Origin of the sequence: Kitasatospora sp. NPDC096204 (genome assembly GCF_044763205.1) — a bacterium.
Classification (GTDB): Bacteria; Actinomycetota; Actinomycetes; order Streptomycetales; family Streptomycetaceae; genus Kitasatospora.
This window is the reverse complement of record NZ_JBIWFT010000025.1, coordinates 50,268-73,950: the sequence shown is the minus strand read 5'-3', so window position 1 is coordinate 73,950 and position 23,683 is coordinate 50,268. Positions and strand designations below refer to the sequence as shown.

Annotated in this window: 23 protein-coding genes; 8 read left to right on the top strand and 15 right to left on the bottom strand. The window is 73.0% G+C overall.

The genetic code is table 11. The features are described 5' to 3' along the window. The first annotated feature begins 12 nt into the window (after positions 1-12). The 4 genes from ACIQ87_RS25520 to ACIQ87_RS25505 all read left to right on the top strand — a co-directional run bounded on the left by ACIQ87_RS25520 (position 13) and on the right by ACIQ87_RS25505 (position 3,727). Positions 13-756, top strand: a complete 744-nt coding sequence (locus tag ACIQ87_RS25520) for a class I SAM-dependent methyltransferase (RefSeq protein WP_402410413.1) — start codon at positions 13-15, stop codon at positions 754-756. Positions 757-896: 140 nt separating this feature from the next. Then, the gene (locus tag ACIQ87_RS25515; RefSeq protein ID WP_402410412.1) at positions 897-1,475 is read left to right on the top strand and encodes a TetR/AcrR family transcriptional regulator; all 579 of its coding nucleotides are present in this window, start codon (positions 897-899) and stop codon (positions 1,473-1,475) included. Positions 1,476-1,620: 145 nt separating this feature from the next. After that, positions 1,621-2,460 (top strand): SDR family NAD(P)-dependent oxidoreductase, encoded by an 840-nt coding sequence (locus ACIQ87_RS25510; RefSeq protein ID WP_402410411.1) that lies wholly within the window; start codon positions 1,621-1,623, stop codon positions 2,458-2,460. Positions 2,461-2,530: 70 nt separating this feature from the next. Next, positions 2,531-3,727, top strand: a complete 1,197-nt coding sequence (locus ACIQ87_RS25505) for a cytochrome P450 (RefSeq protein ID WP_402410409.1) — start codon at positions 2,531-2,533, stop codon at positions 3,725-3,727. Between the two features lie 109 nt (positions 3,728-3,836). Here ACIQ87_RS25505 and ACIQ87_RS25500 read toward each other — a convergent pair whose 3' ends face one another. From ACIQ87_RS25500 to ACIQ87_RS25430, 15 genes are all read right to left on the bottom strand, one after another. Further along, positions 3,837-4,049: a ferredoxin gene (locus ACIQ87_RS25500; protein ID WP_402410511.1), complete on the bottom strand. Its 213-nt coding sequence runs from the start codon at positions 4,047-4,049 to the stop codon at positions 3,837-3,839. A gap of 8 nt (positions 4,050-4,057) precedes the next feature. Further along, entirely contained in the window at positions 4,058-5,308 is a 1,251-nt protein-coding gene (locus tag ACIQ87_RS25495) for an MFS transporter (protein ID WP_402410407.1), read from the bottom strand. Continuing rightward, the gene (locus ACIQ87_RS25490; protein WP_402410405.1) at positions 5,301-6,347 is read right to left on the bottom strand and encodes an LLM class flavin-dependent oxidoreductase; all 1,047 of its coding nucleotides are present in this window, start codon (positions 6,345-6,347) and stop codon (positions 5,301-5,303) included. The genes ACIQ87_RS25495 and ACIQ87_RS25490 overlap by 8 nt, the downstream gene beginning before the upstream one ends. Before the next feature lie 33 nt (positions 6,348-6,380). Next, positions 6,381-6,605: an acyl-CoA carboxylase subunit epsilon gene (locus tag ACIQ87_RS25485; RefSeq protein ID WP_402410403.1), complete on the bottom strand. Its 225-nt coding sequence runs from the start codon at positions 6,603-6,605 to the stop codon at positions 6,381-6,383. Next, positions 6,602-8,176, bottom strand: a complete 1,575-nt coding sequence (locus ACIQ87_RS25480) for an acyl-CoA carboxylase subunit beta (protein ID WP_402410402.1) — start codon at positions 8,174-8,176, stop codon at positions 6,602-6,604. The genes ACIQ87_RS25485 and ACIQ87_RS25480 overlap by 4 nt, the downstream gene beginning before the upstream one ends. Positions 8,177-8,216: 40 nt before the next feature. Further along, complete coding sequence (locus ACIQ87_RS25475; RefSeq protein WP_402410400.1) at positions 8,217-10,232, bottom strand: SDR family oxidoreductase; 2,016 nt, start codon at positions 10,230-10,232, stop codon at positions 8,217-8,219. A gap of 3 nt (positions 10,233-10,235) precedes the next feature. After that, on the bottom strand, positions 10,236-11,174 hold the full coding sequence (locus ACIQ87_RS25470) for an aromatase/cyclase (RefSeq protein WP_402410398.1): 939 nt from the start codon (positions 11,172-11,174) through the stop codon (positions 10,236-10,238). Positions 11,175-11,205: 31 nt separating this feature from the next. Beyond that, entirely contained in the window at positions 11,206-11,994 is a 789-nt protein-coding gene (fabG, locus tag ACIQ87_RS25465) for a 3-oxoacyl-ACP reductase FabG (protein WP_402410396.1), read from the bottom strand. 13 nt (positions 11,995-12,007) lie between these two features. Further along, complete coding sequence (locus ACIQ87_RS25460) at positions 12,008-12,277, bottom strand: acyl carrier protein (protein WP_392882932.1); 270 nt, start codon at positions 12,275-12,277, stop codon at positions 12,008-12,010. Positions 12,278-12,291: 14 nt separating this feature from the next. Next, positions 12,292-13,512, bottom strand: coding sequence for a ketosynthase chain-length factor (locus ACIQ87_RS25455; protein WP_402410394.1), 1,221 nt, complete (start codon positions 13,510-13,512; stop codon positions 12,292-12,294). Beyond that, positions 13,509-14,792, bottom strand: coding sequence for a beta-ketoacyl-[acyl-carrier-protein] synthase family protein (locus tag ACIQ87_RS25450; protein ID WP_402410392.1), 1,284 nt, complete (start codon positions 14,790-14,792; stop codon positions 13,509-13,511). Before ACIQ87_RS25450 ends, ACIQ87_RS25455 begins: the two co-directional genes overlap by 4 nt. Beyond that, a complete protein-coding gene (locus ACIQ87_RS25445) occupies positions 14,792-15,115 on the bottom strand; it encodes a TcmI family type II polyketide cyclase (RefSeq protein WP_402410391.1) in 324 nt (107 codons plus the stop codon). The genes ACIQ87_RS25450 and ACIQ87_RS25445 overlap by 1 nt, the downstream gene beginning before the upstream one ends. An 8-nt stretch (positions 15,116-15,123) precedes the next feature. Beyond that, positions 15,124-16,599: an FAD-dependent monooxygenase gene (locus tag ACIQ87_RS25440; protein WP_402410390.1), complete on the bottom strand. Its 1,476-nt coding sequence runs from the start codon at positions 16,597-16,599 to the stop codon at positions 15,124-15,126. Positions 16,600-16,657: 58 nt separating this feature from the next. Next, positions 16,658-17,083 (bottom strand): MarR family winged helix-turn-helix transcriptional regulator, encoded by a 426-nt coding sequence (locus tag ACIQ87_RS25435; RefSeq protein WP_402410388.1) that lies wholly within the window; start codon positions 17,081-17,083, stop codon positions 16,658-16,660. Between the two features lie 408 nt (positions 17,084-17,491). Next, positions 17,492-18,847, bottom strand: coding sequence for a LuxR C-terminal-related transcriptional regulator (locus ACIQ87_RS25430; protein WP_402410386.1), 1,356 nt, complete (start codon positions 18,845-18,847; stop codon positions 17,492-17,494). Positions 18,848-19,691: 844 nt separating this feature from the next. Here ACIQ87_RS25430 and ACIQ87_RS25425 point away from each other — a divergent pair. From ACIQ87_RS25425 to ACIQ87_RS25410, 4 genes are all read left to right on the top strand, one after another. Beyond that, on the top strand, positions 19,692-20,651 hold the full coding sequence (locus ACIQ87_RS25425; protein ID WP_402410385.1) for an ABC transporter permease: 960 nt from the start codon (positions 19,692-19,694) through the stop codon (positions 20,649-20,651). Continuing rightward, positions 20,638-21,582, top strand: a complete 945-nt coding sequence (locus ACIQ87_RS25420; RefSeq protein ID WP_402410383.1) for an ABC transporter permease — start codon at positions 20,638-20,640, stop codon at positions 21,580-21,582. The genes ACIQ87_RS25425 and ACIQ87_RS25420 overlap by 14 nt, the downstream gene beginning before the upstream one ends. 68 nt (positions 21,583-21,650) lie before the next feature. After that, positions 21,651-22,598, top strand: a complete 948-nt coding sequence (locus ACIQ87_RS25415) for an ABC transporter ATP-binding protein (protein ID WP_402410381.1) — start codon at positions 21,651-21,653, stop codon at positions 22,596-22,598. Further along, positions 22,595-23,569 (top strand): ABC transporter ATP-binding protein, encoded by a 975-nt coding sequence (locus ACIQ87_RS25410; protein WP_402410379.1) that lies wholly within the window; start codon positions 22,595-22,597, stop codon positions 23,567-23,569. Before ACIQ87_RS25415 ends, ACIQ87_RS25410 begins: the two co-directional genes overlap by 4 nt. Positions 23,570-23,683: the final 114 nt, after the last annotated feature.

Sequence of the window (23,683 nt, the reverse complement as noted above, 5' to 3'; positions counted from 1 at the left end):
AAGGGGACCGGCATGACCACGCAGCGGACTTTCTCCCAGGACGACAAGGAATACGAGGCGTTGTACGCGGGGCGCGCGTCCTTCGACGGCGTCGCCCCCGGTGAGGTGCTGATCCCCTGGGACATCGGCGAGCCCCAGCGGGCCGTGGTGGACCTGGCGCGCGCGGGAGGCTTCAGCGGCAGGGTGCTCGACGTGGGCTGCGGACTGGGCGAGAACGCCATCCTGCTGGCGGACCAGGGGTACGAGGTGACCGGCGTGGACGGTTCGCCCAGCGCGATCGAGGAGGCGGCGCGGCGGGCCGCGGCCCATGGCGCGCGGGTGCGGTTCCTGACCTCGGACGCCACCGAACTGGACGGTGTCGGAAGCGACTTCGACACCGCGCTGGACAGCGGCCTCTACCACTGCCTGAACGACGAGCAGCGCTCGGCGTACGCCGCCGCGCTCCACCGGGTGTGCCGGCCGGGTGCCACGCTGCACCTGTTCTGCTTCGCGGAGTCCATGCCGTCGGGGACGCCGATCACGGAGGAGGCCCTGGTCAGCGAGGCCAACCTGCACGCGAACCTCGGCCCGCACTGGGAGATCGAGGACATCGCCGAAGCCGTCTTCGCCACCACCTTCACCCGCGAGATCCTGGCCAAGCTGGGCACGGCGGACGCCCCGGACACCGGTGCCAGGCCGGGCCCGGACGCGATCCGGGTGGACGAGCGCGGGCGGGTGCTGACACCGATGTCCCATGTGCGTGCGCGGCGCAGGTGAGGCTCCGTCGTCCCGGGCCGCGCGGGTGGCGCGGCCCGGGGCCCGGGGCCCGCGCACGGCGGACGCGGTGCGCCGCAAGTGCGGTCGTGACGACCGGTGTTCAGCCGGGACGGGACCGAATGGTCTGCTAGCCTCGGCCCATGGCCCGGAAACCTGCTGCCGGTACCCGCGAGCGCATCCTGGACGCCGCTGCCCAGCTCTTCGACCAGCGGGGCGTGCACGCGGTCGGCATGCAGCAGATCATCGACGAGGCCGGCTGCGGGAAGCAGTTGCTCTACCGGGAGTTCTCCGGCAAGGACCAGCTGGTGGTGGCCTACCTCGAGCGGTCGGCCGAGGACTGGGACCGGCTCGTGACCGGTGTGTGCGCCGCGGTGGAGTCACCGGAGGAGCGGCTTGTCGAGTTGGTCCGGGCGGTCCGGTCCATGGCGCCGAACGCCAGGGGCTGTCCGCTGCGCAACACCCAGGCGGAGTTCCCCGACCCGGACCACCCGGCGCACCAGGTCTCCGTGAAGCACTTCCGGCGCGTGCGCGAGCAACTGCGGGACCTCGCGCGCAGAACCGCGGCCGCGAACCCGGAGCGGCTCGGCGACCGGATCATGCTGATCATCGACGGTGTCTACGTGAACGGGTCGACCCTGGGTTCCACCGGCGCCGCGGAGGCGGCCGTCGAGTTCGCCGGTGACGTGGTCCGGGCGGAGACCGGCGCCGCGGTCGGCTGATCTCCTTTCGCCGACCCCTTTTCCCGATTTCTCTCTTTCTCGATTTCTCTCTTTTCGCAATCCGTCCCGGGGTGAAGTCTGCCCGCGGGCGGGAGCTCTTCTGCTGCGCAGAATCTCACGACCCAGTGTTCCGAGGAGGATCACGGTGAAGACCATTGTTGTCACGGGGGGCACTTCCGGTATCGGGCAGGCGCTCGCGAACACCTATCTCGGTCGGGGCGACCAGGTGGTCGTCATCGCTCCGGACCCGGTGAAGGGGAAGAAGTACCTCGACACGGCGCAGAAGCTGGGCGCGGCCGACCGGGCCTTCTTCATCGAGGCCGACCTCAGCCTCGTCAGCGAGAACCGGCGCGTCATCGCGGAGATCGAGGAGCGGTTCGAGGTGGTGGACGTCCTCGTGCTGTGCGCGCGGTTCTTCCGCAGCCACCGGATGGTGACCTCCGAGGGGATCGAGCACAACTTCGCGCTGTACTACCTCAGCCGGTACCTGCTCGGGTACGGCCTGGCCGACCTGATGAACAAGGCCGAGACGCCGGTCGTGATGAACATCGCCGGTCCCGGCGTGGGGGCGCCGGGCGTCCACTGGAACGACCTCGGCTTCGAACGGGGCTACGACGGCTGGTCGGCCATGTTCCAGGGCGGCCGGCTCAACGACCTCCTCGGCGTCTCGTTCGCCGAGGGCGGGAGCGCGCGCCGCGCCCGGTACGTGCTGCTGTTCCCCGGGGGGACGCGCACCGGCTTCGCGGGCGAGTTCGACGCCGCCACCGCGGCGCACATCGACCAGATGAAGCGGGCCGCGCAGCCGGTCGAGTTCACCGTCCCGCCGATCCTGGAGATCATCGACGCCCCGCCGCGGGAGCCGCTGAGCGCCTTCGTGGAGGGCACGCCCCTCAGCCTCCTGCGCCCGGCGTTCGACAAGGCCGCCGCGGCGCGGCTCGACGGCATCACCCGTGAACTCCTGCGCGAGAAGGCGAGCGCCTCGTGACGAACCGCCCGCAGCCGGTGGCCGCTCCGCGCTGAACCGCCCTCGTGCCGTCAGGAAGGAAATGAACGCCATGACCGAACCGGTGTCGATGCCCCACAACCACCGTCAGGCCGAGTGTCCGTTCCGGCCCGGGCCCGCTCTGGTGGAACTGCACCAGGACCCGTCGCTGCACCGGGTCCCGGTGCCGAACTCCCAGCTCGGCGAGGTCGGAGCCGTCCTCATCACCCGGGAGGACGACGCCCGTACGGTGCTGTCCGACGCCCGCCACGAGGTCGGGTTCGCCTTCGACCCGCACTGGACCGGCCCGCGCTCGGTGATGAACCAGCCGGGCGTCCTGCTCAACTACGACGGGGACGAGCACACCCGGTACCGCCGGATGCAGGCCGGTGCCTTCACCATGAAGCGGATCCGGGCGCTCAGCGGCGTGATCGGGCAGATCGTGGAGAAGCACCTCGACGCGGTGGAGGAGGCCGGTCCTGGCGCCGACCTGATCAGGACCTTCGCCGAACCGCTGCCGCTGATCGTGATCTGCGAGCTGCTGGGGGCACCGCTCGAGGACCGGGCGGGCATCCTGGAGCGCAGTTCGATCGCGAGCAGCGTCGACACCACCTTGGAGGTCCAGCAGGAGAACTTTGCGGCCATGATCGACTACATGGCCCAACTGGTCGCCGCACACCGGTGGGATCCGGGCGACAACATCCTCGGGGACCTGGTGCGCAAGCACGGTGCGGAGCTCAGCAACGACGAACTGATCGGCATGGGCCTGGACGTCCTCGTGGCCGGACACGGGACCCTCTCCGGCATGATCGGGCTCAGCGTCCTCGCCCTGTTGTCGCACCCGGAGCAGTTGGCGGTCCTGCGCGACGAGGACGAGCTGTCCGGTGGCGCCGTCGAGGAGCTGCTGCGGTTCCTCGCGGTGGCGCCCCCGCTGGTCAGGAGGGCGAGCACCGACCTGTCGGTCAACGGCCAGGAGGTACGCGCCGGCGAGTACGTCGTCGTCTCCACGCTGATGGCCAACCACGGCGCCGACCTGCCCTCGCCCGCGGACGAGCTCGACCTGCGCCGCAAGCCGGTGCCGCACCTGGCCTTCGGCTACGGCCGGCACCAGTGCGTCGGCCAGCAACTCGCCCGTCTCGAACTCGGCATCGCGCTGCCCGCGCTGTTCCGCCGCTTCCCCGGCCTGCGGCTCGCCGTCCCGTTCGAGAAGATCGAGTACCGCACGGAGTCGCTGGTGTACGGGGTCAAGAGCCTGCCCGTCGAGTGGTGACCGCGTGGCCTTCCGCCCGGGGACGCCCCGGGCGGAAGGCCACACGCCGGTGAGCCGCCCTCCTGGTCGGAGGGCGGCCCACCGCTGTTCGCGGCGGCGCGGTCGGGGGTCAGCCGCGCGGCCGCGGCCCCTGCGCCACACGGATGGCGGCGGCCGGGCAGAGGGCCGCCGCCGCGCGCACCCCGTCATGGGCCGCGGCGGGCGGCCGGGCGTCGAGCAGGACGACGACACCGTCCTCGTCACGCTGGTCGAAGACCTCCGGCACGGTCATCACGCACTGCCCTGAGGCCACGCAGCTGTCCTCCTCGACGGTGATCTCCAGGGAAGCGGTCATGACGAGTTCCTCTCCGTGCGCGGCCCGGGGCCGACGCGGTCGACGCCCGGCAGGCCGGAGCGCGTTCCGGAGACCGCGATGCCGACCCCGGCCGCACCGGCGAGCGCGACGGCCAGGAGCGCCGGCCGGTGGCCGCCGAAGTGGGTGAGCAGGGCGGCGGTCAGCGGCAGCATCAGGACGCCGCCGAGCTGCACGCCCGTCTGGAACAGCGGCACCGCCGCCGCGCGCAGGCCCGGTTCGACGTCCTGGGTGGCCTGCATGTTCAGGGACGCGAAGGACAGGGCCATGGCGGCGCCGACGAGGAGGAGCGTCGGCAGCAGACCGCCGGCGTACGAGGCGGGTTCGGGGCGCAGCAGCAGGAGCAGCTGGCCCGCGAACGCGGCCGCCGCCCCGGCGGCGATCTGCCGCCGGGTACCGAAGCGGGCGACCAGGCGGCCGGCGAACGGCACGGACACCGCGAGCGGCACGCAGGCGGGGAGCAGCGCCAGCGCCACCTGCCAGGGCTGCCACCCGAAGCGGTCGTGCGCCTGGAAGGTGACCAGGAGGAGCAGGGCCGCGTAGGTGCCGTTGAGGGTGGCCGCGCCGAGTGCCGCGCGGACCAGCGAGCCGTTGCGGGCGAGTTCCGCCGTCAGGCGCGGCGGCGTCCGGCGTCCGGTGTCCGGGATCACCCGCAGGCCCCACACCAGGAGCACGAGGGCGAGCGGCGCGGGGAACAGGAACGTCCAGCGCCAGCTCGCCGCGGTGAGCACCCCGGAGAGCAGCAGGCCGAGGGTGAACCCGGCCGCGCCGAACAGGGAGTACACCGACACGGCCCGCCGCTGTGGCGGGCCGTCGGGGACCGTGGTGGTGATCAGGGCCAGCCCGGCGGGCGCGGTGAGCGCGGCGCAGCCGCCCTTGAGGACGCGTGAGGCGATCAGGAGGGCGGTCGAGTCGGCCAGGCCGCCCGCCACCGAGGCCGCGGCGAACACCAGCATCGCCACGAGGTAGCAGCGGCGCAGGCCCCACCGGGCGGTGGCGCGGGGGCCGAGGAGCAGCATCGCGGCGAATCCGGCGGCGAAGCCGCCCATCAGCCACTGCACCGTCCACACCGACAGGCCGCGGTCGGCGCCGATCCAGGGCAGGGCGACGAGGACCACGGAGACCTCGATGGCGTCGAGGACCATGTTGCCCGACAGGATGAACAGGAGCCGCCAGCCGCCCTGGCGGGCCGGCGCGGAGAGGGTCTGCGCGGCGGGCGCCTCAGTCACCTGCGGGCACCTCGCCCGGGCGGGATCCGGCGGCGGCCCCGGCGGCCCCGGCGGCGTCGGCCCCGGCGGCCTCGGCGAGCAGCGCGGGCAGGCGCTCGCTGACCAACTCGATGTTGCGCACGACGAGGTCGTCCGGCATCCCGGCGATGCTCGCCCAGAAGATCAGGTGCTTCACCGGGAGGCCCTTGGTCCGTTCGAGGATGCGGGCCGCGGCGTCCTCGGGCGTGAGGATCTCCAGGGTCGACCAGGAGCCGTCGGCCTTCGGGGCCTCCGGGAAGTCGTCGGCGCCGAGCAGCGGCGGCCTGGGGTGGTCCGTGCCCTCCACCGAGCCCTGCCGGTAGGTGTTCATCTGGTGGGCGAGGTGCGGTGCGACGCGGGGCCAGGCCGCTTCGGGGTCGTCGGCGAGCATCACGGGGAGCAGGTCGGAGACCCGGGCGAGCTCGGGGTCGTGGCCGCCCTCGATCAGGCCCTCGCGGTAGTGCCCGTACGACGCGTGCGAGATGTGCAGGAGGCCGATGCCGAGCCGGCCCGCGATGCGGGCGCCGCGCGGACCGTAGAAGCCGCCCCACAGCGGGACCGGCGACTGGAGCGGTCCCGGGGTGATGCCGCCCTCCTCCCAGAGCCGCCTGACCTCGGCGATGTTGCGTTCGACCTGGGTGAAGCGGCTCTTGAAGTCGGCGTCGAACAGGTCGTACTCGGGCACCCGGTAGCCGGCGCCGAAGCCGATCTCCAGCCGGCCGCCGCTGATCAGGTCGACGACCGCGGCGTCCTCGGCGAGCCGGGCGGGCTTGTGGAGGTTGGGGAGCACGACCGCGGTGCCGATGCGGGCGTTGCGGGTGCGGGCGGCGGCGGCCGCGGCGAACGTCAGGGGCGAGGGCAGGTAGCCGTCCTCGAAGAGGTGGTGCTCGGTGAACCAGAGGCCGTCCGCGCCGCGCCGGTCGGCCTCCTCGCAGAACTCGAGGGAGCGGGCGTAGTGGTCGGCCCAGGGCCGGTGCCACTGGTCGGGGTTGCGCAGGTCGAAGAGAAGTCCGACATCCATGCTCTGGTCTCCGTGTCTTGGGGGGTGCGGTGCTCAACTGGGGCCGTGCCGCCAGGTCCTCGGGCCCCGGAAGCCGGGTGCGCGTTCGAGGCGGCGCCAGCGCGCCGACGGGTGCCCGGAGTCCTGCGGCTCCTCCTGAGCCGCGGCCAGCCGGGCGTACAGGACGGTGACGAGGGCGCCCAGCTCGATCGGGTCCGGGACGCCCCGCTCCACGCGCAGGAACGAGGACCCGTCGGAGCCGGCCGGCGGGCCGTTCACTGCGGGGGGTTGCCGTGCTTGCGCTGCGGCAGGTCGACGTCCTTGCGGCGCAGCATCGCGAACGCGCGGATCAGGACGGAGCGGGTGTCGCCGGGGTGGATGACGTCGTCGACCAGGCCGCGTTCGGCCGCGTAGTAGGGGTGGACGAGTTCCCGCCGGTACTCCTTGATCTTCTGTTCGCGGGTGGCGGCCGGGTCCTGGGCCGCGGCGATCTCGCGGCGGAAGACGACGTCGGCTGCGGCCTCCGCGCCCATCACCGCGATCTCGTTGGTGGGCCAGGCGTAGGACAGGTCGGCGCCGATGGAGCGGGAGTCCATCACGATGTACGCGCCGCCGTAGGCCTTGCGCAGGATCACCGAGACCCGGGGGACGGTCGCGTTGCAGTAGGCGTAGAGGAGCTTCGCGCCGCGCCGGATGATGCCCTCGTGCTCCTGGTCGACGCCGGGCAGGAAGCCCGGCACGTCGACGAGGGTGAGCAGCGGGATGTTGAAGGCGTCGCAGAACTGCACGAACCGCGCGCCCTTCTCGCTGGCCTTGATGTCCAGGACGCCGGCCAGCGAGGACGGCTGGCTCGCGACGACGCCGATCACCTGGCCGTCGAGCCGGGCCAGGGCGCACACGAGGTTGGCGCCCCACTGGGCGTGCACCTCCAGCACCTCGTCGTCGTCGACGATCTCGGTGATCACGTCGCGGATGTCGTACGACCGGTTGCCGTCGGCGGGCACCAGGTCGAGCAGGCGGTCCACGCGACGGTCGGCCGGGTCGCCGTTCGGTGCCGCGGGCGGCAGTTCCCGGTTGTTGGACGGCAGCATCGACAGCAGGAGGCGTACGTCCGCGAGGCAGCTCTCCTCGTCGTCGTGCACGAAGTGCGCGACGCCCGACACGCCGCCGTGCACGTCGGCGCCGCCGAGCCCGTCCTGGGTGACCTGCTCGCCCGTCACCGAACGCACCACGTCCGGGCCCGTGATGAACATCTGCGAGATGCCGCGGACCGCGAACACGAAGTCGGTGAGCGCGGGCGAGTAGGCCGCGCCGCCGGCGCAGGGCCCGAGCATCACGCTGATCTGCGGGATGACCCCGGAGGCGCGGGTGTTGCGCTGGAAGATGCCGCCGTACCCGGCGAGCGCCGAGACGCCCTCCTGGATGCGGGCGCCCGCTCCGTCGTTCAGCGAGACCAGCGGGGCGCCGGCCGCGATGGCCATGTCCATGATCTTCTGGATCTTCTGGGCGTGCGCCTCGCCGAGCGCGCCGCCGAAGATCCGGAAGTCGTGCGCGTACACGAAGACCGTCCGGCCCTCGACGGTGCCCCAGCCCGTGACCACGCCGTCGGTGTGGGGGCGCTTCGCCTCCAGGCCGAAGCCGGTCGCCCGGTGCCGCCGCAGCTGCTCCACCTCGGTGAAGCTGCCCGGGTCGAGCAGCAGGTCGATGCGTTCGTACGCGGTGAGCTTGCCCTTGGCGTGTTGGCGCTCGGTGGCCTTCGGGTCGGCTCCGAGTCGCGCCAGTTCCTTGATTTCCCTGAGTTCGCCGAGCCGGTCGCCGGCGGTGGTCACGGGTGCCTGCGCGGTGGTCATCGTCGCTCCTGGTGGTCCGGTCGGGTCGGCTCCGGTCGGGTCAGCCGAGCAGGGTGCCGCCGCTCGCGTCGACGAAGGACCCGGTGATCCAGCGGGCCTCGTCGGTGGCCAGGAACGTCACGACGTCCGCGACGTCCCCCGCTTCGCCGACCCGCTTGAACGCGGACAGCTGGGCCATCTGCTCCACGGCCTCGGGGATGTCGAAGACCGCGCTGCCGTTGTTGGTGATGCCGGGCGCCACGCTGTTCACGGTGATGCCGCGCGGGGCGAGGTGCCGGGCGAAGTGCAGCGAGAGCTGCTCGACGGCGCCCTTCGTCATGGCGTACGCCACCTGGTCGGGGCTGGCGAAACGGGTGAGCCCCGACGAGATGTTGATGACGCGGCCGCCGTCGGCGAGCAGCGGGAGCGCCCGCTGCACGATGAAGAACGGGGCCTTCGCGTTCACGGCGAAGAGCCGGTCGAACTCCTCGGCGGTGACGTCCTCGGGGGCGAGCCCGGCCGGAGTGGTGGCGCCCGCGTTGTTGACCAGGATGTCGAGCCTGGTCTCCCCGGTCCGCTCCTTCAGGCCCCGCTCCACGCCGAGGAACAGCTCGTGCACGTCGCCGGGGACGCCGAGCGGCGCGCGGACCGGGAAGGCGCGGCCGCCGTCCCGCTCGATCAGCTCCACGGTCTCGTCGGCGGAGGCCCGGTCGGAGGCGTAGTGCACGATGACGAGGGCGCCCTCCCGGGCGAGGCGCTGTGCGATGGCGCGGCCGATGCCCCGGCTGGAACCGGTGACCAGCGCCGTCTTGTCGGTGAGCCTGCCCATCGTGGAACTCCTGTCGGTCGATGCGGTCGGTGCGGTCGGGGCGTGTGGGGCGCCCGCGAGGGGGGAGGTGTGCGGTGCCGTGGGGGTGTGGGGGTGGCCGAGGCCGCTGATCATGCGGGCCAGGTGGCGGCGGACCCGGGCCAGGCCGAGGAGTTCGCCGAACACGTCCCGCAGGTGCTCCACTTCGGGCCCGCCGAGGAGCAGCAGGGACTGCGCCCGGATGTTGTCGAGGGTGTGCGTGCCGACGGGCCTGCGCACGAGGTCGTAGCCGTCGAGCAGGTCGTCGCGGTCCTCCGACCCGACCCGCTCCGCGAGGCGCCCGCCGAGTTCGGCGGCGTCCTGCAGGCCCAGGTTGAGCGCCTGCCCGCCGACGGGCATCTGCACGTGGGCGGCGTCGCCCGCGAGCAGGACCCGGCCCCTGCGGTACCGGGTCGCCTGCCGGCTGGTGTTGTCGAACGCGTTCAGCCACCGGGGCGTGCCGTGGCCGATGTCCTCACCGGTGACCTCCGCCCACGCGGTGACGACCTCGTCGAACGTGGGCGGCCCGGTGCGCTCCTTCGGGTCCGTGCCGAAGACGTGGACCATCACCCGGGTGCTGCCGTCCGGCCAACGGTGCGCCACGGCGAGGCCGTTGGGGTGCCGCTCGAAGCGCCGGGCCGGCACGTCGATGCCCGCCACGTCGGCCCGCAGCATCTCGCGGGTCGCGGCGTGGCCCGCGAACTCGAAGCCGGCGAGCCGCCGTACCGTGCTGTCGCCTCCGTCGCACCCCACCACGAACGCGCCGGTGACGCGGACGCGCTCGCCGTCCTCCCCGACGGCCTCGACCAGGACGTGCCCGTCCCGGTCGGCCAGGGACACCACGCGCAGCCCGCGCCGCAGCCGCGCCCCGAGCTCCACGGCACGCTCCTGGAGGACCGACTCGATGCGGGTCTGCGGGCACTTCCACTGGCCGGCGTACCGGTGGCCGGGGTCGGCGGCGGTCAGGTCGAGCCGCATGCCCCCGAAGTGGCCGGGGCCGCCGTCCGGCAGCTCACCGAGCCGTTCGAGGATGCCGCGCTCCTCGAACAGCGTCATGGTGCGGGCGTGCAGCGTGGACGCCCGCGACTCGGTCATCGGCGCGCCGAGCCGTTCCAGGACGGTGGTGCGCACGCCGTGCGTGCGCAGGTCCCCGGCGAGCAGCAGCCCGACGGGCCCCGCGCCGACGATCACGACATCGGTGTCCGTCGGGGGAGTCGAGGTGGACGGCATGGGTCAGCGCCGCGCTTCCGCGTACCGCTTGGCGTGCTCCAGGGTGGCCCGGCTGTTGGTGCCGAGCGCGTCGCGCAGGAACTTCCTGGCCTGCTCGACGTCCGCGTCCGGGCCCAGGATCCTGGTGATGTTCTCCGCGTTGACGACCACGGTGTGCTGCGAGGAGGCCGTGACGACCCCGTCGTCGCCCTCCTCGAACTGCCAGGTCCCGGTGTGCAGCGTCATGAGCGCGGGCAGCGTGGTCTGCTTGTACGCGATCCGCCGGTGCGGGAAGCACACCCGCACCGACTCGGTGGTGTGGGTGGAGCCGTCCTTGGCGACGGTGTCCATCCGCAGGACCTGTAGGCCGGGGGTGTCCTCGGTGAGCTTGACGGTGCCGACGTGCGGCAGGCGCTCGACCCACCGGTCGGCCTCGTTGACGAAGTCGTACAGGTCCTTCGCGGACCCCTCGACCCGCACCGAGTCCGTGAACGACAGCGTCAACTCCGCGGTCCGCGCGGCCTCTTCGAGCCCGGCCTTGAGCGAGGGCAGCTCGGCGCGGCTGTTGCTGTCGACCGCCTCGTCGATCCAGGCGAGCGACTCGGGGTCGTCGTCGACGGCCCGGTAGGAGTGCAGCAGCCGCAGCCGGGTCTCCTCCGGGCCCAGCGGCTCGATGACCCAGGTGCCGCTCATCTCGGCGATCGGCGGGGACGACACCTCCTGCCGGAAGGTGATGCGCAGTGCCTCCGGGTCGAGGTCGCGGCGTGAGGTCCAGTTCTTGGCCTCGCCGTTGGCGGTGGCCCAGATCCGTATCCGCTCCCGGTCGCCCTCCCGCTCCAGGTACTCGACGTACACGTTCGGCGGGAACAGGCGCGGCCAGTTCTCGACCTCGGCGAGCAGCCGGTAGACCTCCTTCGCCGTCGCCGCGACGGTGATCTCGTGCTCGACCTCACGGGTCGTCATGATGGGTGCTCCTCAGTCGGGTCGGGCGGGATCAGAAGTTGCCGAGGCCGCCGCACACGTTCAGCGCCTGGGCGGTGATGGAACCCGCCAGGTCGGAGGCGAGGTAGCCGACCAGGCCCGCGACCTCCTCGGGCGTCGAGTACCGGCCGAGCGGGATCTTCGACTGGAACTTCTCCAGGATCGCGTCCTCGGTGGTGCCGTACGCGTCCGCGTAACCCTGGCGGACCCGCTGCGCCATGGGGGTCTCCACGTAGCCGGGGCACACCGCGTTCACCGTGACGCCGGTCGGCGCGAGCTCGTTGCCGAGGGCCTTGGTGAAGCCGACCACGCCGTGCTTGGACGCCGAGTAGGGGGCGCCGAGCACCACGCCCTGCTTGCCGGCGGTGGAGGCGATGTTGATGATGCGGCCGCGCTCCTTGGCGCGCATCCCGCCGGCGTTGAGGACCTCGCGGGTCACCAGGAACACGCTGGTGAGGTTGGTCGCGATGACGTCCTCCCACAGCTCGTCGGCCAGGTCGGCGGTCACCCCGCCGCCCGAGCGGCCCGCGTTGTTCACCAGGACGTCGATCGGCCCGAAGCGGGCGACCGCGGCCCGCACCACGTCGGCCACCTGCTCCTTGGAGCGCACGTCGCCGGTGGTGCCGTCCACGTCGAGGCCCTCCTCCCGCAGGGTCCCGACGGTCTCGGCGACGGCCTTCTCGTCGCGGGCGCACAGGAACACCCGGTGCCCCTGCTCGGCGAGCAGCCGGGCCGAGGCCAGGCCGATCCCGCTGGTCGCGCCGGTGACCAGGGCGACCCTGCGTGCGGTGGTGTCGGTCATGTTCGGCTCCCGGTCAGGCGGCGTGGGCGGCGGGCAGGTGGGCGGTGACGAGGTCGATCAGGGCGCGCGGGGTGCGGGCCTCGCCGAAGGCGTCCTCGTCGAGGCTGATCCCGTACTCGCGCTCGATGCGTCCGGCGGTCTCCAGGAGGGCGAGCGACTCGTAGCCGAGGTCGGCGAACTCGGTGTCGAGGATGTCCCCGTCCAGGTCGGCCTCCGCGTCGGCGCCGGCGGCCTCCAGGAGGATCCGCTTGAGCTCGGTGAGGGTGAAATCGGTGGTGGACACGGGGGTTCCTTCCGTCAGAGGTGGGCGGCCCGCACGACCATCGCGGAGTTGAATCCGCCCTGGCCGCGGGCGAGGACGAGGGCGGCGCGCACCGCGTGGGGGCGGGGGGCGCCGGTGACCAGGTCGATGTCGTAGTCCGGGGAGAGGGTGGAGCCGGTGGTCGGCGGGATCACGCCGTCGCGCATCGACAGGAACGCGGCCGCCAGGTCCAGCGGTGCCGCGCCCGAGTACAGGCGGCCCGTCATCGTCTTCGGCGCGGTCACCGGTACGGCGCGCACCCCGAACACCTTGGTGATCGCCTCCGCCTCGGCCCGGTCCAGGTCGGGCACGGCCGCCGCGTCGGCGAACACCACGTCGATGTCGTCCGGCGCCAGGCCGGCGTCGGCCAGGGCGAGTTCCATGGCGCGCTGCAGGGTCGGCGCGCGGTCGCTGCCGGGCCGCGGGTCGACGGTGGAGGCGTGCCCGGCGATCTCCCCGTACACCTGAGGGGCGCCGCGTTCCAGGGCGTGCTCGGCGTTCTCCAGGACGAGCAGGGCGCCGCCCTCGCCCGGCACGTGGCCCGAGGCCCGGTCGTCGAAGGGCAGGTAGGCGCGGTCCGGGTCGTCGCTGGTGGTCAGGCGCCCGCTGGTCAGCTGGGCCACCCAGCCCCACGGGCAGATGGAGGCGTCGACCGCCCCGGAGATCACCATGCGGGTGCCCTTGCGGATCTGCCGGCGGGCCTGCGCCACCGCGTCGAGGCCACCGGCCTGGTCGCTGACCACCACGCTGCTCGGGCCGCGCAGTCCGCCGCGGATGGAGATCTGGCCGCTGTTGACCGCGTAGAACCAGGCGAACGACTGGTAGGCGCTGACGTACTGGCCGCCCTTGCTCCACAGCGCGCGCAGCTCGTTCTGCCCGAACTCGAAGCCGCCGGAGTGGCTCGCCGTGATGACGCCGACGTCGTAGTCGGGCAGCTCGGACGGGACGACGCCCGCGTCCGCGAACGCCCAGTCGGCGCCGACCAGGGCGAGGCGCGTCATCCGGTCCGTCTGGGGGAGCAGCCTGCCGGGAAGGTGTTCCCTGGCGTCGAAGCCGTGGATCTCGCCCGCGAGCCGGGAGTCGTACGGCGTCGGGTCGAACCGGGTGACCCGGCCGATCGCGCCCCGTCCGGCGAGCGTCGCCGCCCAGTAGTCCGCCAGGCCGAGGCCGGTGGGCGCGACGACGCCGAGTCCCGTGACCACCGTGCGCGAGCTCATCGGGCGCCCGCCCGGTCGGGGGCGGCGAGCACGATCGCGCTCTGGAAGCCGCCGAACCCACTGCCGACGGAGAGCACCGCGTCGGTCTTCCACTCCCGGGCCGTCAGCGGTACGTAGTCCAAGTCGCACTCCGGGTCGGGGTTGTGGAGGTTCGCGGTCGGGGGCACGACGTCGTGGGCCATGGCGAGGACCGAGGCGGCCACCTCGATCGAGCCGATCGCGCCGAGCGAGTGCCCCACCATCGACTTGATGGAGCTGACCGGCGTGCGGTAGGCGTGGTCGCCGAGGCTGCGCTTGAACGCGGCCGTCTCGTGCCGGTCGTTCTGCTTGGTGCCGGAGCCGTGCGCGTTGATGTAGTCGATGTCCTGCGGGGCGAGCCGCGCCTCGTCGAGCGCGACCCGGATCGCCTCGGCCATCTCCTTGCCGTCGGGGCGCAGCCCTGTCATGTGGAAGGCGTTCGACCTGGTCGCGAAGCCGGCGACCTCGGCGTAGATCCGCGCGCCGCGCCTGCGGGCGCTCTCCAACTCCTCCAGGACGAAGACCGCCGAGCCCTCACCCAGGACGAAGCCGTTGCGGCTGTTGTCGAAGGGGCGCGAGGCGTGCCGCGGATCGTCGTTGCGCGGCGTGGTCGCCTTGATCGCGTCGAAGCAGGCCACCGTGATGGGCGAGATGGGCGCGTCGGCGGCGCCCGCGATCATCACGTCCGCGGAGCCCTCCCTGATGACGTCGGCGGCGTATCCCACCGCGTCGAGACCGGAGGTGCAGCCGGTGGAGACGACCGTGCTCGGGCCCTCGGCGCCCACCGCCCAGGCGACCTCCGTCGCGAAGGAGCTGGGCACCATGTAGTTGTAGAGGTGCGGTACGGCGTAGGCTTGGTCGACCAGTTCGAGGCGGCCGCCGTCGCTGACGGTCCGGTACTCCTGGTCGAGGCCCATCGTGGCGCCGACCGCGCTGCCGATCGTCACTCCGGTGCGGTGCGGGGCGAGCGCCTCGAACTCCAGGCCGCTGTCGGCGACCGCCTCGCGCGCCGTGACCACCGCGAACTGCGCGGCCCGGTCCATGCGCCGGATCTCCTGGGGGGTGAGTCCGGACAGCTCCGCGTCGAAGTCGACCTCGGCGGCCACCTGCGAACGGAACGGCGACGGGTCGAAGAACGAGATGCGGCGCGTCGCCGTGCGACCGTCGGTGAGCAGCTTCCAGAAGCCCTTGGTGCCCTGACCGCCCGGCGCGGTCACCCCGACACCGGTGATCACGACCCGCCGGCCGTGGACGTCGCCCATCACGCGCTCCATTCGTAGAAGCGGCGGGCCATGGCGTCCGCGGGGGAACGCCAGGTCGCCGGGTCGTACGCCTCGATGTACGGCTTGAGGCGGTCGCTGATCGTGGTGAACAGCGGATCGGTCTTGGCCTCCTCGATGCGGCTCGCGCCGTTGTCGTCGTCGAAGTCCTGGAGGTGGAAGTACAGGCCCCGGTAGGAGAAGAGCTGACGGCGGCGGGTGCCCATCCGGTCGGGCATGTCGGTGTGGTCGAAGGCGCCGAAGAGCCGGGCGACGTCCTGGGCCGAGGAGGGGGCCATCCTGGCCACGATCAGAGTGCTGTGCATGGTTTTCCCTACTCCCTTGCTTGTCGAGCGGGCCCGAACCAGCGGTTCAGGGCCATCGGTAGGTCGTGGTGGCTGCCGGGAGCGGCCCAGGCGACGTGTCCGTCCGGGCGCACGAGCACCGCCGAAGTCCCCTTCAGGTCACTGCCGTCGGGTACGCCGACCGGGGTCGCCGTCACGATGTCGATCCGGTCCCGCCAGGCGTCGGCCCGCCCGCGCAGCGTCGCGTTGTCGTCGAGGTCCAGCAGCAGGCCCCGCCCGGTGCGCAGGAGCGCGGTGCTCGTGGTGCGCCCGCGCTCCCGGGTCAGGTCGAGGTGCGGCAGACGCGCGCCGAGCAGCGGACTGCGCCCGCCCCCGACGTCGTAGCGGATGTCGAGGCCGCTGACCCGCGCCGCGAGATGGCGGACCACCTCGGGGTGGACGAGGAGTTCGCCGAGCATCTCCCGTACGGGCGAGACCTCCTCGCCGCCGAGGATCAGCAGGCTCTGCGCCCGGGTGTTGGCCAGCAGCCGGCGGCCGACCTCGTGCCGCTCCTCGTGGTAGGTGTCGAGCAGCGCCTCGGGCGCCGTGCCCCGCACCACCGCGGCGAGCTTCCAGCCCAGGTTGACCGAGTCCTGGACGGAGGTGTTCATGCCCTGGCCGCCCGCGGGGAGGTGGACGTGCGCGGCGTCCCCGGCGAGCAGCACCCGGCCGCGCCGGTACTCGGTGGCCTGCCGGGCGGCATCGCTGAACGAGCTCACCCAGACCGGCTCGGCACCGGTGAGGTCGATGCCGGTGAGCCGCTTCCACACGTCGGCGACCTCGCCGAACTCCGGCGGCCCCGAACGGCGTTGCGGAGGGGTGCCGCGCTCTCCGACGATGATCCGGTGGATGCCGCCGGGCAGCTTGGCCACCATCACCAGGCCGCCGTCGGTGGGCTGCCCGGTCATCCGGGGCTCCAGGTCCACGCCCTTGAGGTCGGCGAGGAACAGCTCGGTGGTCGCGGGCGTGCCGGGGAAGTCGAATCCGGCGAGCTTGCGGACGGTGCTGCGACCGCCGTCGCAGCCCACCACGTAGCGGGCCCGCAGCGCACGGGCCGAGTCGCGGAGGATCACGGTCACGCCCTCGCCGTCCTCGGCGAGGCCGGTGACCTCCGTGCCGCGCCGGATGTCGGCGCCCAACTCCCGTGCCCAGGACTCCAGTACGGACTCGGTGGCGGACTGGGGGACGGCGCGCGCCGACGCGTGGGCGGCGTTCAGGGCCGCCAGGTCGAGCGGGAGGCCGCCGAAGTGCCCCTCCTCGCTCGTCTGGATCCCGCCGAACCGGGGCAGCAGGCCGCGCTGGTCGAACACCTCCATCGTGCGGATGGTGAAGCCGATCCCGCGTGACTCGCCGGTCCGTTCCGGCAGCCGGTCGAGCACGATCGTGTCGACGCCCGCCAGACGCAGTTCTCCGGCCAGCATGAGCCCGGCCGGCCCGGCGCCGACGACAATGACTGAAGCGTCCATGTGAATCTCCAGAGCGTCCGGGGAGCCGATCCCGGGGGTGGCGGATGTCGGAAAATCCCTACTTGTTCTCGATGTTGGCGGCTATGCGAGCCAGTACGTCATTGGCGGCGAGGAATTCGGCTTCGGAGATTCCGGCGAGCGAGCGGGCCGCGTGGCCGTTCACCAGGACCTCGGCCCGCTGGTGCGCCGCGATGCCGGATTCGGTGAGCGTCACCGTGTCGCCCTGACGGAGCACCCAGCCGCGGTCCACGAATCCGTCGACCACCGGCCGGTAGGAGTCGGAACGGTCCACGGCCAGGAACGGGGAGAATGCCGCGTCGATGTCCGCTACGGTCCGCACGCCGATACTGATCGCGTGCAGAACCTGCCACTGGCGCCGGTTCAGATCCTCTCCGGCGAGGGCCTTCGCGGTGGCTTCGTCGAAGAGCCGGTGCAAATGCAGAAGCCAGTATCCGATGCGCTTGGTGGTGTTCTGCTGGAGCATGAAGCGCCTACTTCCTCGGCGGCGGGGAGGGATTCTCGACCCGCCTGTCCGGACTCGCGGGTTGAATGTCCAACCACTCGACATTCGCATGATCGGCTGCCGCGCTACAAGGCTCCACGGGCAAGCCTACGGGCGACCCACAGGGTCCCTTGCGGGTCACCCGTAGGACCCTTTGTAGGAACCCCCGAGATGCGGCTCTCCCGGCGCGCCGGCGGGTGTGGCCACGCGGATCGGCGGTGGCCGCGCGGTTCGGCGGGCGCGGCCGTGGCGGGGCCGGCGGTGGCGTCGCACCGGGGCGGCGGGCGCGGCGCCGGGTTCCGCGAAGCGAACCGCGGCCGGAGTGCGGAGCCCGGAAACGCGAAACGCCGCTCACCCGAACCACGGGTGAGCGGCGTGTGAACGGAAGGGTTACACGGCGGAGGAGTAGTGGTCGGCGCGGAAGGAGGAAAGGCGCTGGGTGTGGAGTGCGGAGTGCAGTTCGCTCCGGCCGGAAATGGCGAGTTTGCGGTAGACGCTCGACAGGTGGAACTCGACGGTGCGGATCGCCAGGAAGAGGGTCTCGGCGATCTGCCGGTTGCTGTAACCGGCGCTCGCCAGCTGGCCGATGTGCAGTTCCTGGCTGGTGAGACTGGGGGCGTCCAGGCGCTCCAGGGCGGACCGCAGGCTGCGCTGCCGGCGCCGGTTGCCGCTCTCCCGGGCCACCATGAGGGCGGCCTCCAGGTGGCGGCGGCCCGCGGACTGGTTCTCGCGGTCGATCTGCAGGGTCCCGAGGTCGTCCAGGACCTGGATCAACTCACCCCAGGCGTAGGCGAGATGGAGCAGTACCACGGCCTCTTCCAGGAGCGCCACCGAGGTGTCGTCCCGGCGGGCGACGGCGACGGCGTGCAGCGCCAGGCCGATACAGCGCGGCGAGCCCCAGGTGCGGGCCACGGCCAGTTCCTCCTCGGCCAGCGCGAGCGCGAGGTCGCGCTGCTGGGTCGCGAGCGCGGCTGACGAGGCCCTCGAACGCCAGGGAATGACAGCGGGGTTGGCGACCCGGTGCTCGGCGAGCAGGCGTCCGCACGCCATGAAGTCCCGCAGGCTGTGCTGGAACTGGCCGGCCGCCTGCTGCAGTGCGCCGCGCGCGGCCAGGGTGTGGACGAGGTCAGGGCGGCTGGTGTCGAGCGGGCCGGCCAGGCCGTGCGCCCGCAGCACCTGGTGCGCGTGCCCCAGTTCGCCGGACAGGACGTGCGCCTCGATGAGCCAGGCGACGGCGAGCGCGCCGAGGTGCGGCGAGAGCCCGCGGGCCAGCTGCGCGGTGAGCAGGCCGGCCGCCTCGACGCCGTGACCCTGGAGCAGGCTGATCCGTGCGCGCAGCAGGGTCAGTACCTCCTGGTGCCGCGGTGAGCCGGACCAGCGGGCGTCCTCGGCCAGTCGACGGCACTCGGCGTGCGCGGTGACGATGTCGCCGGTGTAGAGGAGCGTCATGATCGCCGGCCACATGCCGTACGGGTCGCCGCGGTCCTCCTCCGCCGCGAGGGCCGCCTCGACCTGCTGGTGGACGAGGGCGCGCCTGATCCCCAGGTTGGCCAGTTCGACGGTGCGTAAGGAGAGGCCCCGCTCGGGAGGTGATATGTGTTCGTTCTCGACGGAGTCGAAGCGTCCCGGTACGTAGACGTCGCGGCCCTCCCGCAGGACCCCGGCCCTCGCCCCGGTCGCGGTGGCCGCCTGAGCTGCGGAGAGGTGTCTCGGCCGGGGCAGGTTCCTGAGGTCGTGATCGATCATCTTTTCCCCCTTGCTGTTCATCCGGTCGCCGGCATCGATCTGCCGCCGGGCGCGGGCTGTCCTCGGGTGTATTCCGCTTCGTGGACGCCTCATCCGGATCCACGCTACAGGGCGTCCATTGCACACGCATCAACGATCTCGGCTGCCCGACAACGTGTCGGCCGGTGGGTGTCGACGGAATGCCGAGGAGGCGCCCGGCGCGCCGTCCCGGCATGCTGACCTGGTGATTTCAGGGCGGGTTCGGGTGCGTTGTCCGGTGCGGCCCTGACGGCTTCCTGATGCGGTCGAGATGACGAAACGTGACCGTTGCCACAATTCGTCGACCGGTGCGCCGATAGCGCCACCGGCGGAAATGTGTGGCATCCCGCCGTGGAATGGGAAGAATCGGTTCCAGTTGCCTCACTGTGAGTGCCGGGAGTCGTAACCGCGAATATCGGTGCGAAACGCGAACGGGGGAGGTGGCCGTGGTGCCTATTCGGGCTGATCCCGGGGGTTCGTCATTCGCGGATACGGCGTCGTTCCCCAGTGGGCCGTGCACGCCGAGTCACCGTTCATGGTGCCGCGATGGCGCTTCGGTGAAGAATTATGCGCGACGGGTATAAAACTCCGCTCATCTCATTCCTTGAGACGGGGTGTCGGTTGCCGGGGTCGTCGGGGGCGAGCGCCAAGTCTTCGGCGGCCGGCCACGAGGAGTTTGCATGACTGCCTTTTGGCAGTACTGCCACTTCGAGATCGTGTGGCCGTCGCGATCCGGCGCCGCCGATCGCCGACCCCGCACCCCCGAGCCGAGGAACCCGAGGAACCATGAAGCGCACCAAGAACCTTCCGACATGTGGGTGACGAAGTGACAGCCCGCCCACTGCGCCTCGCCGGACGGCTCGGACGAGCGGCCGCCGTACTCCTGCTGGTCACCGTCGCGGCGCTCGCCCTGCCCCACCTGATGCCCGGCTCCCCGGCCGTCGCCGCACTCGGCCCCACCGCCACCCCGGAGCAGGTCGCCGCGTACGAGGCCGGGCTCGGCCTGGACGAGGACGTGCTCGCCGCCACCTGGCGCCGGCTCGGCGACGCCCTGCACGGCGACCTCGGCCACTCGCTCTCCACCGGTGCCGCCGTCACCACCGAACTCGCGAACCGGATCCCGGTCACCCTCGAACTCTTCGTCGCCGCCCAGCTGGTGGCGCTCGGCCTGGCCCTGCCGGTCGCGCTCCGGTCGGCCTGGCGGCCGGGCGGCGTCCTCGACCGGGCCGCCACCGCCGGCGCGTTCGTCTGGCTCGCCGTGCCCGGCTTCGTCCTCGGCCTGCTGCTGATCTGGCTCACCGCCGTCCAGTTGCGGATCCTGCCCGCCACCGGCTGGACCCCGATCACCGAGGACCCGCTGGAGAACCTGCGCCACCTGGTGCTGCCCGCGCTCACCCTCGGGCTCACCGAGGCCGCCGTCTTCACCCGCACCCTGCGCGGCCAACTGCTCGACACCCTCGACCAGACGTACGTCGCCGCCGCCCGCGGCCGCGGCATGGGCACCGTACGGCTGCTGCTGCGCCGGGCGCTCAGACCGTCCTCGCTGCCGCTGGTCACCCTGGTCGGGATCGGCGTCGGCACCTCGCTCGGCGGCTCGGTGCTCGTCGAGTCGCTGTTCGCGGTGCCCGGCGTCGGCAGCCTCGCGGCCGGGGCGATCAACGGCCGCGACTTCCCCGTGGTGCAGGCGGTGGTGGTGGTCAGCGCCGTCGGCGTGGTGGCGGCCACCTTCGTCGTGGACCTGCTGTACCGCACGATCGACCCGAGGATCGCCGATGAGCGCCGCTGAGACCGCCCCCGCCACCGCCACCGCCACTGCTCCCGCCACCGCCACTGCTCCCGCCACCGCCACTGCTCCCGCCCCTGCCACCGCTCCCGATCCCGCGCCTTCGGCGGCGCCGCGCGGGGCGGCTGCGCGCCGCCGCCGCCCGTCCGCCGGGGTGCTGGCCGGCGGCTGGCTGGCCGCCGTCGCGCTCGCCGCCCTGGTGCTGCCCCTGCTGCCCGGCTTCGACCCGCTGCACGGCGACTTCGCCCACCCCTCCGCCGCCCCCGGCCCCGGGCACTGGCTGGGCACCGACGCCGCCGGGCGCGACGTCCTCCAGCGGACCGTGGCCGGCGCCCGGGCCTCCTTCGCCGTCGCCGCACTGACCGTCACCGTCGGCCTGTTCGGCGGCGGGGCGCTCGGCATCGCGGCCGGCTGGTTCCGCGGGCCGGTGGACAAGCTGATCGGCTTCGTCACCGACCTGCTGATGTCCGTGCCCAGCCTGATCCTGGTGATGATCGCGGTCTCGCTGCGCGGGCCGAGTCTGCCGGTGATCGGCGCGCTGATCGGCCTGTTCACCGTGCCCGCCTTCACCCGGGTGGTGCGCGCCGTCGTGCTGTCGCTCGGCGAACGCGGCTTCGTCCAGGCCGCCCGCATGATCGGCACCGCGCCGGCGCGCATCCTGCGCCGCGAGGTGGTCCCGCACGTCGCGCCGGCCGCGCTCACCTTCGCGTTCACCGCCACCACCGTCGCCATCGTCGCCGAGGGCTCGCTCAGCTTCCTCGGCTTCGGGCTGCGCCCGCCGGAGCCCTCCTGGGGCGGCGTCATCGCCGAGGGCCGCACCAGCCTCGGCAGCGCCCCGTGGATCTCGCTCGCCCCCGCGGCGGTGCTCTGCCTGACCGTCCTCGCCCTCAACTACCTGGGCGAGAAGCTCCGTTCGAAGGGAGGGCGAGGATGACCACCCCGGTTCTGTAGGTCCGCTCGCTCGACACCACCCTGCACACCCCCGACGGCCGGACCCTGCACGTGCTGCACGGCATCGACCTCACCATCGACGCGGGCGAGTGCCTCGGCGTCGTCGGTGAGTCCGGCTCCGGCAAGTCGGTCCTCGCCCGCACCGTGCTCGGCGTCCACCCGCGCACCACCCGGGCCACCGCCACCGGCGAGGTCCGGCTGAACGGCGAGGACCTGCTCACCGCCACCGCCGCCCGGCGCACCGAACTGCTCGGCACCGGCGTCGCCATGGTCCACCAGGACCCGATGACCTCGCTCAACCCGGTCGTGCGGATCGCCGACCAGGTCACCGAGTCGATCACCAACCGGCGCCGGCTCCGCCGCCGGGAACGGCTGCGCACCGCCGCCGGGCTGCTCGCCGCCGTCGACGTCCCCGACCCCGCCCGGCGGGCCCGCGCCTACCCGCACGAGCTGTCCGGCGGCCTGCGCCAGCGGGTCGGCATCGCCGCCGCCCTGGCGGGCGAACCCGCCCTGCTGCTCGCCGACGAACCCACCACCGCCCTCGACGTCACCGTCCAGCGCACCGTGCTCGACCTGCTCGACCGGCACCGCGAGACCCGCGGCCTCGCCACCCTGCTGATCACCCACGACATCGGCCTGCTCTACGGCCGCGCCCGCCGCATCGCCGTCATGTACGGCGGACGGATCGTCGAGACCGGCCCCACCGAGGCCGTCACCGAGCACCCCGCCCACCCGTACACCGCCGCGCTGCTGCGCTCGGTGCCGCGGGTCACCGGGCCGCTGCGCCGCACCCTGCCCGCCGTGGCCGGCTCCCCGCCGGACCTCTCCCTGCCCAGCCCCGGCTGCCCGTTCGCACCGCGCTGCGAGCGCGCCGAGGCGCTCTGCTCGACGGACGCGCCGCCGCTCCACCGGGCCGGGGCCGGGCACACGGCCGCCTGCCACGTCCCGCTCACGCCGTCGGCCGCGCTGCCGGCGAAGGCCGAGGAGACCGCCGCATGACCCCCGCCGCCCTCGAACCGGACGCCCCCGTCGTGCTGCGGGCCACCGGGCTGTCCGTGGTCCACCGCACCCGCTCCGGCCCGCTGCACGCCGTCAGCGGCGTCAACGTGGAACTGCGCGAGCGCCGCACCCTCGCCCTGGTCGGCGAGTCCGGCTCCGGCAAGAGCAGCATCGCCAAGGCCCTGCTGCGGCTGCCCCCGCCCACCACCGGCACCGTCACCTTCGACGGCACCGACCTCGCCGCGCTCGCCCCGCGCGCGCTGCGGGCGCTGCGCCCCCGGCTGCAGATGGTGTTCCAGGACCCGGTCTCCTCGCTGAACCCGCGCCGCACGGTGCGCGACCTCGTCGCCGAACCGCTGGACGCCCACCCGGACCCGTCGCTCGACCGCGCGGCGGTGGTCGAGCGGCAGCTGGAGGCCGTCGGCCTGCCGACCGCGCTGTTCGGCGACCGCCGGCCCGCCCAGCTCTCCGGCGGCCAGGCCCAGCGGGTCGCCATCGCCCGCGCGCTCGCCGCCGGACCGCGGGTGCTGATCGCCGACGAGGCCGTCTCCGCCCTCGACGTCTCCGCCCAGGCCACGGTGCTCAACCTGCTGCGCCGGCTCACCGAGGAGCGCGGCCTGGCGAGCCTGTTCATCTCGCACGACCTCGGTGTCGTCCGCGCCGTCAGCGACGACGTCGCGGTGCTCCACCTCGGCCGGGTCTGCGAACAGGGCCCCACCGAGGCCGTGCTCGCCGCCCCCGCCCACCCCTACACCGCCGCCCTGCTCGCCGCCGTCCCCGAGCCCGGGCGCCCGCTCGGCGACACCGGGCTGCTCCCGGCCGATCCGCCGTCCCCGCTCGACCCGCCGTCAGGCTGCCGCTTCCGCACCCGCTGCCCGCTCGCCGACGGCCGGTGCGCGAGCGAGGTGCCGCCGCTGCGCGAGGTGGCGCCCGGACGGACCGCGGCCTGTCACCGGCCGCTGCCGCTGTGAGCGCCGCCCGCGCCGTGGCGCGTGACGTCACGGCGGGCGGGGTGAACCCCGCGGAGGCCCGGTCGACGACCTCGGCCGGGGAGGAGAGTCGACGGCGATGTAGCGTTGGGTAGA

Excerpts from the sequence above, each read along its gene's own strand:
- ACIQ87_RS25520 (WP_402410413.1), top strand. The coding sequence starts at position 13 with ATGACCACGCAGCGGACTTTCTCCCAGGACGACAAGGAATACGAGGCG.
- ACIQ87_RS25515 (WP_402410412.1), top strand. The coding sequence starts at position 897 with ATGGCCCGGAAACCTGCTGCCGGTACCCGCGAGCGCATCCTGGACGCC.
- ACIQ87_RS25505 (WP_402410409.1), top strand. The coding sequence starts at position 2,531 with ATGACCGAACCGGTGTCGATGCCCCACAACCACCGTCAGGCCGAGTGT.
- ACIQ87_RS25490 (WP_402410405.1), bottom strand. The coding sequence starts at position 6,347 with ATGGATGTCGGACTTCTCTTCGACCTGCGCAACCCCGACCAGTGGCAC.
- ACIQ87_RS25480 (WP_402410402.1), bottom strand. The coding sequence starts at position 8,176 with ATGACCACCGCGCAGGCACCCGTGACCACCGCCGGCGACCGGCTCGGC.
- ACIQ87_RS25475 (WP_402410400.1), bottom strand. The coding sequence starts at position 10,232 with ATGCCGTCCACCTCGACTCCCCCGACGGACACCGATGTCGTGATCGTC.
- ACIQ87_RS25470 (WP_402410398.1), bottom strand. The coding sequence starts at position 11,174 with ATGACGACCCGTGAGGTCGAGCACGAGATCACCGTCGCGGCGACGGCG.
- fabG (WP_402410396.1), bottom strand. The coding sequence starts at position 11,994 with ATGACCGACACCACCGCACGCAGGGTCGCCCTGGTCACCGGCGCGACC.
- ACIQ87_RS25455 (WP_402410394.1), bottom strand. The coding sequence starts at position 13,512 with ATGAGCTCGCGCACGGTGGTCACGGGACTCGGCGTCGTCGCGCCCACC.
- ACIQ87_RS25450 (WP_402410392.1), bottom strand. The coding sequence starts at position 14,792 with ATGGGCGACGTCCACGGCCGGCGGGTCGTGATCACCGGTGTCGGGGTG.
- ACIQ87_RS25445 (WP_402410391.1), bottom strand. The coding sequence starts at position 15,115 with ATGCACAGCACTCTGATCGTGGCCAGGATGGCCCCCTCCTCGGCCCAG.
- ACIQ87_RS25440 (WP_402410390.1), bottom strand. The coding sequence starts at position 16,599 with ATGGACGCTTCAGTCATTGTCGTCGGCGCCGGGCCGGCCGGGCTCATG.
- ACIQ87_RS25435 (WP_402410388.1), bottom strand. The coding sequence starts at position 17,083 with ATGCTCCAGCAGAACACCACCAAGCGCATCGGATACTGGCTTCTGCAT.
- ACIQ87_RS25430 (WP_402410386.1), bottom strand. The coding sequence starts at position 18,847 with ATGATCGATCACGACCTCAGGAACCTGCCCCGGCCGAGACACCTCTCC.
- ACIQ87_RS25420 (WP_402410383.1), top strand. The coding sequence starts at position 20,638 with ATGAGCGCCGCTGAGACCGCCCCCGCCACCGCCACCGCCACTGCTCCC.
- ACIQ87_RS25410 (WP_402410379.1), top strand. The coding sequence starts at position 22,595 with ATGACCCCCGCCGCCCTCGAACCGGACGCCCCCGTCGTGCTGCGGGCC.